The following is a 9,236-nucleotide window of genomic DNA, read 5'->3' as shown; positions in this document are numbered from 1 at the left end:
CGTTGGAGCCCGCGATCAGCAGGCAGTCGGTGAGCAGGATGTCGGAGAAGGGGTTGCCGGCCCGGTCGATGCCGAAGGCGAGTTTGTTGGCGCCCGCCGCGCTGACCATGCAGAGCCGGCCGTTGTAGTCGACGTGCCGGGACTTGAGGGCGACCCGGGCCTTCCGGGACGCGGGAGGCATCCCGGCCGACCGGTGGCGCGCCGACCAGGACGGCGAGACCCTCGTCCCCACCCACTGCTGCTTCTGCGGGGTCCAGTGCGGGATGTATCTGCGCGTCGACCACGGCGGCAAGGTCTTCGGGGTCGAACCCCGCAACCACGACATCAACCGGATGCGGCTGTGCCCCAAGGGCATCAACGCCTATCAGCAGGTCAACCACCCCGACCGGCTCACCGCCCCGCTGATGCGCCGCTCCCGCGACGAGGACTTCCGCGAGGTCTCCTGGGACGAGGCGCTCGACTTCACGGTCTCCGAGATCAGGCGCATCCAGCAGAGCCACGGCAACGACGCCTTCGGGCTCCTGGGCGGCGCCAGCCTCTTCTCCGAGAAGACCTACCTGGTCGGCAAGTTCGCCCGGGTCGCCCTCAAGTCCCGGCACGTCGACTACAACGGCCGGCTCTGCATGGTCAGCGCGGCGGGCGCCAACAAACTCGCCTTCGGCATCGACCGGGCCGGCAACCCCTTCTCCGACATCCTGCTCACCGACTGCCTGCTGATCGCGGGCTCCAACGTCGGCGAGTGCTTCCCCGTGATGACCCAGTACGTGTGGGGGGCCCGGGACCGCGGCGCGAGCCTGATCGTCGTCGACCCGAGGGAGACCGCGATCGCCCGCACGGCCGACATCCACGTCGCCCTCAGGCCCGGCACCGACTCGGCCTTCTTCAACTCCGTGCTCCACGTGGTCGTCGAGGAGGGGCTGACCGACGAGGCGTATCTCGCCGCCCACGCCACCGGCTGGGAGGAGGTGAAGGCCAAGGTCGCCGAGTACCCGCCCGCCAGGGCCGCCGAGATCTGCGGGGTGCCCGCCGAGCAGATCGTCCAGGTCGCCCGCACCTTCGCCCGCGCCCCGAAGGCCATGGCCTGGCACGCCCGGGGCATCGAGCACCACTCGCAGGGCGTCGAGAACTGCCTCAGCGTGATCAACCTCTGCACCGCCACCGGCCACATCGGCAGGCCCGGCGCCGGCTACGGCACCATCACCGGCCAGGGCAACGGGCAGGGCGGCCGCGAACACGGCCAGAAGGCCGACCTCCTTCCCGGCGGCCGCTCGATCATGAACGAGGAGCACCGCAGGCAGATCTGCGAGATCTGGGGCATCGAGGAGTCCGAACTCCCGCCCGCCGGCACTTCGATGATGGAAATGGTCTGGCAGATGCAGCGCGGCGAGATCCGCGGCCTGATCGGCATCTGCAACAACCCCTTCGTCTCGCTCCCCAACTACGCGGTGGTCAAGGAGGGGTACGACGCCACCGAGTTCCACGCCCAATTCGACTTCTTCCTCTCCGAGACCGCCGCCAACGCCCACGTCGTCTTCCCCGTCACCACCTGGGCCGAGGACGAAGGGGTGATGGCCAACGCCGAGGCCCGGGTGGTCAAGCACAACAAGGCCCAGGACCCGCCCCCCGGCGTGCGGACCGACACCTGGGTGATGTGCGAACTCGCCAGACGCCTCGGCGCGGGCGACAAGTTCGCCTTCGCCGACTCCCGCGCGGTCTTCGACGAACTGCGGATCGCCTCCGCCGGCACCGTCAACGACTACTACGGCATCACCTACGAACGGCTGGAGGAGACCGGCGGGATCGCCTGGCCCTGCCCCTCCACCGACCACCCCGGAACACCCCGGCTCTTCGAGGACGGCCGGACCTACCATCCCGACGGCCGGATCCATCTGCAGGTCGTCGAGTGGCACTCGCCGATGGACCCGTACGACGACGAGCACCCCATGTCGCTCACCACCGGGCGGACCGTCGCCCACTTCCTCTCCGGCAACCAGACCCGCCGTCTGGGCGCCCTCGTCGAACAGACCCCGCGCCCCTGGGCGGAGATCCACCCCTCCCACGGATTCCGCAACGGTGAACCGGTCCGCGTCGTCACCCGGCGCGGCAGCGAGGTCTTCCCCGCCCTGGTCACCGAGGCGATCCGCCCCGACACCGTCTTCATCCCGTACCACTGGCCCGTCCCCACCGCGGCCAACGCCCTCACCATCGACGCCCTCGACCCCCGCTCCAAGATTCCCGAGTACAAGGTGTGCGCCTGTCGCATCGAGCACGCCGAGAAGATCGACGAGGTCCCCGCGCCCCCCGTCGCGCCCGGGCACGTCGCCTACCCGGAGACCCAGGTCTCCCGCACCGACCCGCTGCCGCCCACCTCCCCCCAGGGCCGCGGCACCTCGGAGAGGGGCTGATCGCCGCATGATGGGCAGAACGATCTTCATCGATCCCGGGCGCTGCATCGGTTGCCAGGCCTGCGTCTCCGCCTGCCGGGAGTGCGACTCGCACCGCGGCAAGTCGATGATCCACCTCGACTACACCGACGAGGGCCATTCCGTCGCCTCCCTTCCCACGGTCTGCATGCACTGCGAGGACCCGGTCGCGCCGTGCGCCGAGGTCTGTCCCGCCGACGCGATCCTGGTGACCGCGGACGGGGTGGTCCAACAGGCCGACACCACCCGCTGCATCGGCTGCGCCAACTGCGTCAACGCCTGCCCCTTCGGCGTCCCGAAGATCGATCTGGGGGCGAAGCTGCAGATGAAGTGCAACCTCTGCTACGACCGCACCGCCTACGGTCTCGCCCCCATGTGCGCCACCGTCTGCCCGACCGGGGCGCTGTTCTACGGAACGGTCGAGGAGCTCCAGGCCGAACGCCCCGGGGTCCAGGTCGCCGACACGTTCACCTTCGGCCGGAGCGAGGTCCGCACCGGTGTGGCCATGGTCGTTCCCGCCGACCGGGTCCGGTGGCCGGTGCCCGGCGGCCTTCCGGTCGTCGAGATCAACGGGAAGGACGTCCGCCGATGAGCGCCCCCGACCAGCCGTCCGCCGACCGTCCGACCCCCGGCCAGCCGCCTCCCGACCGCCCGTCCGCCGACCGCTCGACCTCCGGTCAGCCGTCCGTCGGCCGGCCGGTATCCGGCAGGTCGCTCGTCGACCAGTCGGTTCCCGGGCGGCCCGCCGCCGACCGCCCGGCCGGTGGGGACCCGAGGGAAGCCCTGCACGACCGGATCGCCGCCGACTCCCTCACCACCCGGCGCGACTACCTCCGGATCGTGGCGACCGTCTCCGGCGGCCTCGCTGTCGGCGGGCTCGGCGTGGCCAGTGGAATCCTGCCGCGCCACGGCGACCCCGACGACGCCAAGGCGCCCGCGCCGAAGCGGATCGCCGGTCAGCTCCTGCCCGGTGAATCCGTCTCCTTCCGCTACCCGGACGAGGAGGACCGGGCGGTGGCGGTACGGCTCGACGACGGCGCCCTCGTCGGCTACTCCGCGATCTGCACGCATCTCGCCTGCGCGGTGCTCTGGCGCAAGGACCGCGGTTCCGAGGGCGAGCTGTACTGCCCCTGCCACGAAGGCGTCTTCGACGCCCGTACCGGCGAGGTCACCGCCGGGCCGCCGCCCCGCGGGCTGCCCAAGGTGGTGCTCGTCGAGCAGACCGACGGCAGCATCTGGGCGATCGGTACGACGCACTCGGGCGAGAGCGTCGAGCACGGCCTGTGCCGCCAGCTCGGCGAGGACCGCCCGGACCTCGCGTCCCGCATCGGCTGCCCCTCCGTCAGGGGCGGAGGGGCGGAAGCCCCGGAGGCCGGGGCCTCGCGCGCACGGGCCTCCCACGATGGGGTTGCCGAGCCGGGACAGCGTCGAGCCGGGGCCTCGCGCGCACGGGCCGCCGGAGCCACCGAGACCTCCGGCAGGCGGACATGAGCGACACTTCGCGGCCCTGGAACCGGCAGCCCGGGAGCGAGGGGCCCCAGGGCCGGACGACCGACGGCCGGGAGTCCTCGGAGCAGGGGCCCTCGACGGATCAGGTGCCCTCGGGACTCCCGGAGTCCCCGGAGCGCCGGGATTCCCGGGAGTATCCCGAGTACCACCCGGGCAGCGCCCGTCCCGAGCTCAACCGCCCCCTGCACGAGCGCTATCCGCAGATCCGCCCCACCAGCGGCTACGGGGACCCGAGGGTCCGGCACACCGGCCCCGGTCCCGGGGCGGGCACCGACCAGGAGCCCGAGCGCTCCTCGAAGCTGACGGCCCGGCTGGTCCTCGCCATGACGGTCGTCGTCGGACAGCTCTGGGGACTGACCGTCACCATCGACGCGTGGATGGAGGGCGACACCGGCACGGCCTGGTGGGGCGCCGGTTTCCTCGCCCTGTCGTTCCTCGTCGTCCTCGGGCTGTGGCTGCTCGACCCGGAGGACCGCTGACCGTCGCCGTACCCTTGAGGTATGAGCACCGCCCCCGCCCCCGGCCCGCGCGAGTCGAAGCCGTCCCAGCCGGAACAGCCGAAGCCGAGACCGGCTCTGATCTTCGATGATCCGCTGGACCAGCAGTCCGCGGACGATACGGACCGAGGGTGGGGCGAGCGGGCCCCGGCCGGTGGCAGCGCCGCCGATCTGGCGCGCTTCCTCGACGAGAAGCCGCCCCACCACATCTGAATCCCCCGCTCCGTGGTGGTCCGGCGGCGCCGCCGCCGGTGCTCCCGCAGCACGTACCGCTCCTGTCGCGCGTGCCGCTACTGGCCGCCGCGCCCGGGGTCCTGGCCGCGGGTCTCGCCCGTCGGGCCGCCGCGCTGGGCGACGAGGGTGTCGCGGATCTCCTTCAGGACCTCCAGCTCGCTCACCTCCAGCGTCTCCTGCACGCCCTCCTTCGCGGCCTGCATCGCCGCTCGCCTGGCGAGGTACTTGGCCATGGGCAGGACCATCAGGAAGTAGACGACGGCGGCCGTGATCAGGAAGCTGAGGGTGGCGCTGAGCACCGAACCCCACAGGATCCGGATGCCCTCGGTCACCTCGCCCGTCTTCGGGTCGGTGACGCACGGCCCCTTGAGGCAGGAGCTGTAGCCCTCCAGGTCCTTGGTGCCGAACGCGCCGACCAGCGGGTTGATGACGCCCTTGACGATCGAGTTCACGATCTGGGTGAACGCGGCACCGATGACGACGGCGACCGCCAGATCGATCACGTTGCCGCGCATCAGGAAGGCTTTGAACCCTTCCAGCAGACTGACCTTCTTCTCGCTCACGGATGAGCCTTCCTTCGCGTGTGCCGTAGGCGGAACAAATTCCTCCGCAACTTACGGCAGCACCCGGCGGAACCACCCAATTCTTGGGATTAGTCAGGTGACTTGACCGATCGTCAGTGCGAATCAGCACAGTGCCACCGCCAGTCGGGACGAGATGCCGGCACCGGCCAGCGAGGCGGCCGTCTCCCGGGGGACGGAGAGCACGACGAGCGCGCCGTCCCCCGCGGCGCCGTCCGCCGGGGCCCGCGGCACGTCCGCCACCCGCGCGCCCTTCGCCAGCACCCGGACGCCTGCTCCGGATCCGTCCTCACCGGCGGCGATCACGTCGACGCGGTCGCCGGGCCGCAGCAACCGCACCGTCCCCGCGTCCGCGATCCGTACCGGCGCGGACACCAACCGGGCCGCCGGCCGCCGCACTTGCCCCGGAACCGCGCCGCCCGCCCCGTCCGCACCGGCCCCGTACGCCGTGTCGCCGCCCGTTCCCGCGCCGGTACCGCCCAGCCCCGTGGCGGCCAGCGCGGCAGCGGTCAGGGCCAGCCCGGCCGCCAGGGCCCGGCGCTGCCGCCACACCGCCCGCCGCAGCCCGCGTCCGCCCCCGCCGCGCACCCGCAACGGCTCGAACGCGGGCACCCCGCAGGGCGGCGGAGCCGACGCCGGGGGCGATGCGTGAGGTGGCACATGGGGTGTCGGAGGCGGAGGCGAAGCGGAAGCCCGGAACGGAGTGGACGACGACGTGGGCGGCGAGCCGGTCGACGCACCGGGCACCGGACCGGGCAACGTGTCGGACGCTGCCGCGTGCGACGGCGTGAGCGGGGGAAACAGGGGCGACGGAGGCATGGTCGACACCACCTCGGACGAAGGGATCTCGTGCGGACATCCCTCACGATCCACCGTTCGCGAACTTCCCGCCGGAGCCTGTGGACGGCCCCGGCGTTGTGGACAACTCCGTCACCCACACACGCCGCAACCGTCACACACCGAAAGCCCCAGAGCCCCAAAGCCCCAGAGCCTCAAAGCCCGAAAGCGCGAAAGTCCAAAAGCCCCGGCCCGGGGAAGAGTCCGGCCTAGGGAAGCTCGATCCCCGTCTCGAGTCCGTCCAGCGCGTGCGAGCACGGGCAGTCCCGGTCCGCCTCCGCGGGCAGCGCGGCCACCACGTCGAAGAGCACCGCGCGCAGCCGGTCCACATTGGCGGCGAACACCTGCAGCACTTCCGCGTGCGAGACGCCCTCGCCGGCCTCCGCGCCCGCGTCCAGGTCCGTCACCAGGGTCGTCGTCGTGTAGCAGAGGCCCAGCTCCCGGGCGAGGACGGCCTCCGGGTGGCCGGTCATCCCGACCACCGACCAGCCCATCGCCGCATGCCAGCGCGACTCCGCCCGGGTCGAGAAGCGCGGCCCCTCGACGACCACCAGCGTCCCGCCGTCCACCGGCTCCCAGTCCTTCGCCCGCGCCGCCGCCAGAGCGGCCCGGCGCCCCTCGGGGCAGTACGGGTCGGCGAAGCCCAGGTGGATCACGTTCGGCTCCGCGCCGTCCGCCCGGATCTCCCCGTCGTAGTACGTCTGCTTGCGGGTCCTGGTGCGGTCCACCAGCTGGTCGGGGACGAGCAGGGTGCCCGGTCCGTACTCCGGGCGCAGGCCGCCCACCGCGCACGGGCCGAGCACCTGGCGCACGCCGACGGAACGCAGCGCCCACAGGTTGGCCCGGTAGTTGATGCGGTGCGGCGGCAGGTGGTGGCCCCGCCCGTGGCGCGGCAGGAAGGCCACGCGGCGGCCGCCCACCTCGCCGAGGAAGAGGGAGTCGCTCGGCTGTCCGTACGGGGTGTCCACACGCACCTCCGTGACGTCCTCCAGGAAGGAGTACAAGCCCGAGCCGCCGATGACACCGATCTCTGCGTTCGCCATGCGCTCACAGTAGCGGCGCGGGAAAACACGCAGGGCCCCGCCGAGGTGTCGGCGGGGCCCTGGTGAAAGCGCGGAAGCGCGCAGAAGCGTGGAAGTGCGGAAGTACGAAGAGGCTCGGCTCAGGCGGCCGAGGTGCCACTCGTCGAGGACGAGGAGGCCGACGAGGAGGTCGATGCCGTGGAGGACGTGGACGACTTCGAGTCGGACCCCTTCGAGGACGACGAGGAGTCGGCCGAGGCGGAACCGGACGGCTTCCCCGAGGACGACGCCGGCGTGCTGCTCGACGAGGAGCCGCGGCTGTCGTTCCGGTAGAAACCGGAGCCCTTGAAGACGATGCCGACCGCCGAGAACACCTTCTTCAGGCGTCCGTCGCAGCTCGGGCACACGGTGAGGGCGTCATCGGTGAACTTCTGCACCGCCTCGAGGCCCTCGCCACATTCGGTGCACTGGTACTGATAGGTCGGCACTTGCTCCTCCTGGCACTCTGACTCAATGAGTGCTAACGACGCTCCATAGTGACGTATTCCGCTGCGTCAGTCCACCGTGACCGGCTTCCGGTGACCGACACCACGTGCCACGGTCCGTCCCGGTGCGGTGGGTGAGAGCCGTGAACGCAGGGTCATCAGGGTGATCAGCGCCAGTACGGTCCCCACCAGCGGGACCAGGAATCCGGTCGAGGCCCCATGGGCGTCCGCGAGCCGTCCGGCGACCGTCACCGCGGCTGCCTGGCCGAGTGCGACCGAGCCCGTCAGCCAGGTGAACGCCTCGGTCCGGGCGGAGGCCGGCACCAGGGCCTCGACCAGCGTGTATCCGCTGATCAGGGCCGGGGCGATGGACAGTCCGACCAGCAGTCCGAGGCCGGCGAGCAGGGGCACCGAGTGCATCGCCCACAGGCCGGACGCGGTCAGGGTCAGTGCCGTGTACCCGACGAGCAGGCGCCGTCGCGGGCCGCTCTTCCAGGCGATGGCCCCGCAGGCGATCCCGGCCAGCATGTTGCCGGCCGCGAAGACGCCGTACAGCAGGCCGTTCACGCCGGGACGGCCGATCTCCTCGGCGAAGGCGGTCAGCGAGACCTGCATGCCGCCGAAGACGGCGCCGATCCCGAGGAAGGCCACCGCGAGCACCCGTACGCCGGGGACGGACAGGGCGGAGGCGTGCCGCCGGTCCGTGCCGGACGGGGCGGTGCGCACCGCGGGCTGGGTGCGGTGCTGGGTGGCGAAGAGCAGCCCGCCGACCAGCGTCAGCGCGGCCTCGGTGACCAGGCCGGCCGCCGGGTGCACGCCCGTGCACAGCGCGGTGGCGAGCACGGGGCCGATGACGAAGGTGAACTCGTCCGTCACCGATTCGAAGGCGGCCGCGGTGGACAGCAGCGGCGACGCCTCGCGGCCCGGCGCCGCACCCAGTACGGCCGCCCAGCGGGCCCGCACCATCGGGCCGACCTGCGGGACGGACGCGCCCGTGGGCACGGCCGCCGCGAACAGCACCCACAGGGGCGCGTCCGCCAGCGCGAGCGCCGTCAGCGCCGACACCGACGCGGCGTGCACCAGGACACCGGGCAGCAGCACGGAGCGCTGGCCGAAACGGTCGGCGAGCTTGCCGGTCTGCGGCGCGAACAGGGCCATGGCGACGCCGGTCACGGCGGCGACGGCGCCCGCGCTGCCGTACGAGCCGGTGGTGTGCTGGACCAGCAGGACGATGCCGATGGTCAGCATCGCGAAGGGCTGTCGTGCGGCGAAGCCCGGAAGGAGAAAAGTCCACGCACCCGGGGTGCGCAGCAACTGCCCGTAACCCGGGCGGTCGGAGACCGTGGACGCCACGGTCCATGCCTTTCTGCCGCCTGGTGGCCGGGATTCCCGCGGGCGGGCCCGGACGGATGGTGCGGGCTCGTGCGGATGCGGCCGAGAGCTGTCCTCTTCGCGCGGAACTGCGGTAGATGCCGGGCGCTCAGCAGGGCGGAGGACGCCACGACCGCCATACGGTCGCGCCAGCTCTGCATCAGGCAGAGTTGGTCGTTCAGATTTCCTTCAGGATACAGGCATTTGTCCCCGACTGCCTGTGATTGTGTGCCGGGCCACCCTCCACGTGCGAAGACGCGCGGGGCGCCTTCGGAGC

At 72.0% G+C, this 9,236-nt stretch carries 11 protein-coding genes; 5 read left to right on the top strand and 6 right to left on the bottom strand.

What is annotated here, in order from left to right:
- Nucleotides 1-181, bottom strand: a 181-nt coding sequence (locus EAO76_RS44590; protein ID WP_187438654.1) for a hypothetical protein, incomplete at its 3' end; no start/stop codon positions are given.
- Between EAO76_RS44590 and EAO76_RS15935 the strand changes: the two genes are divergently transcribed.
- The 5 genes from EAO76_RS15935 to EAO76_RS15915 are packed head-to-tail and all read left to right on the top strand — an operon-like array spanning nucleotide 144 to nucleotide 4,642.
- Nucleotides 144-2,405, top strand: coding sequence for a molybdopterin oxidoreductase family protein (locus tag EAO76_RS15935; RefSeq protein ID WP_148836601.1), 2,262 nt, complete (start codon nucleotides 144-146; stop codon nucleotides 2,403-2,405). The genes EAO76_RS44590 and EAO76_RS15935 overlap by 38 nt on opposite strands.
- A gap of 7 nt (nucleotides 2,406-2,412) precedes the next feature.
- Nucleotides 2,413-3,015: a 4Fe-4S dicluster domain-containing protein gene (locus tag EAO76_RS15930; protein WP_148836600.1), complete on the top strand. Its 603-nt coding sequence runs from the start codon at nucleotides 2,413-2,415 to the stop codon at nucleotides 3,013-3,015.
- Nucleotides 3,012-3,914 carry a Rieske 2Fe-2S domain-containing protein gene (locus EAO76_RS15925; RefSeq protein ID WP_148836599.1) on the top strand — a complete coding sequence of 301 codons (903 nt, stop codon included), beginning with the start codon at nucleotides 3,012-3,014 and terminating at the stop codon, nucleotides 3,912-3,914. Before EAO76_RS15930 ends, EAO76_RS15925 begins: the two co-directional genes overlap by 4 nt.
- Nucleotides 3,911-4,411, top strand: coding sequence for a DUF6755 family protein (locus EAO76_RS15920; protein ID WP_262375504.1), 501 nt, complete (start codon nucleotides 3,911-3,913; stop codon nucleotides 4,409-4,411). The genes EAO76_RS15925 and EAO76_RS15920 overlap by 4 nt, the downstream gene beginning before the upstream one ends.
- 21 nt (nucleotides 4,412-4,432) lie before the next feature.
- On the top strand, nucleotides 4,433-4,642 hold the full coding sequence (locus tag EAO76_RS15915) for a hypothetical protein (RefSeq protein ID WP_148836598.1): 210 nt from the start codon (nucleotides 4,433-4,435) through the stop codon (nucleotides 4,640-4,642).
- A gap of 77 nt (nucleotides 4,643-4,719) precedes the next feature.
- Here EAO76_RS15915 and mscL read toward each other — a convergent pair whose 3' ends face one another.
- The 5 genes from mscL to EAO76_RS15890 all read right to left on the bottom strand — a co-directional run bounded on the left by mscL (nucleotide 4,720) and on the right by EAO76_RS15890 (nucleotide 8,941).
- A complete protein-coding gene (mscL, locus tag EAO76_RS15910) occupies nucleotides 4,720-5,226 on the bottom strand; it encodes a large conductance mechanosensitive channel protein MscL (protein ID WP_148836597.1) in 507 nt (168 codons plus the stop codon).
- Nucleotides 5,227-5,349: 123 nt separating this feature from the next.
- Nucleotides 5,350-5,904, bottom strand: coding sequence for a hypothetical protein (locus tag EAO76_RS15905; protein ID WP_187438642.1), 555 nt, complete (start codon nucleotides 5,902-5,904; stop codon nucleotides 5,350-5,352).
- Nucleotides 5,905-6,290: 386 nt separating this feature from the next.
- Entirely contained in the window at nucleotides 6,291-7,124 is an 834-nt protein-coding gene (locus EAO76_RS15900) for an S-methyl-5'-thioadenosine phosphorylase (protein WP_148836596.1), read from the bottom strand.
- 119 nt (nucleotides 7,125-7,243) lie between these two features.
- Nucleotides 7,244-7,591 carry an FmdB family zinc ribbon protein gene (locus EAO76_RS15895; protein WP_148836595.1) on the bottom strand — a complete coding sequence of 116 codons (348 nt, stop codon included), beginning with the start codon at nucleotides 7,589-7,591 and terminating at the stop codon, nucleotides 7,244-7,246.
- Between the two features lie 66 nt (nucleotides 7,592-7,657).
- On the bottom strand, nucleotides 7,658-8,941 hold the full coding sequence (locus EAO76_RS15890) for an MFS transporter (RefSeq protein ID WP_148836594.1): 1,284 nt from the start codon (nucleotides 8,939-8,941) through the stop codon (nucleotides 7,658-7,660).
- Nucleotides 8,942-9,236 lie beyond the last annotated feature (295 nt).

Origin of the sequence: Streptomyces sp. sk2.1, assembly GCF_008120935.1 — a bacterium.
GTDB lineage: Bacteria > Actinomycetota > Actinomycetes > Streptomycetales > Streptomycetaceae > Streptomyces.
This window is presented reverse-complemented; position numbering and strand designations above follow the sequence as displayed.

Excerpts from the sequence above, each read along its gene's own strand:
- EAO76_RS15900 (WP_148836596.1), bottom strand. The coding sequence starts at position 7,124 with ATGGCGAACGCAGAGATCGGTGTCATCGGCGGCTCGGGCTTGTACTCC.
- EAO76_RS15915 (WP_148836598.1), top strand. The coding sequence starts at position 4,433 with ATGAGCACCGCCCCCGCCCCCGGCCCGCGCGAGTCGAAGCCGTCCCAG.
- EAO76_RS15920 (WP_262375504.1), top strand. The coding sequence starts at position 3,911 with ATGAGCGACACTTCGCGGCCCTGGAACCGGCAGCCCGGGAGCGAGGGG.
- EAO76_RS15930 (WP_148836600.1), top strand. The coding sequence starts at position 2,413 with ATGATGGGCAGAACGATCTTCATCGATCCCGGGCGCTGCATCGGTTGC.
- EAO76_RS15925 (WP_148836599.1), top strand. The coding sequence starts at position 3,012 with ATGAGCGCCCCCGACCAGCCGTCCGCCGACCGTCCGACCCCCGGCCAG.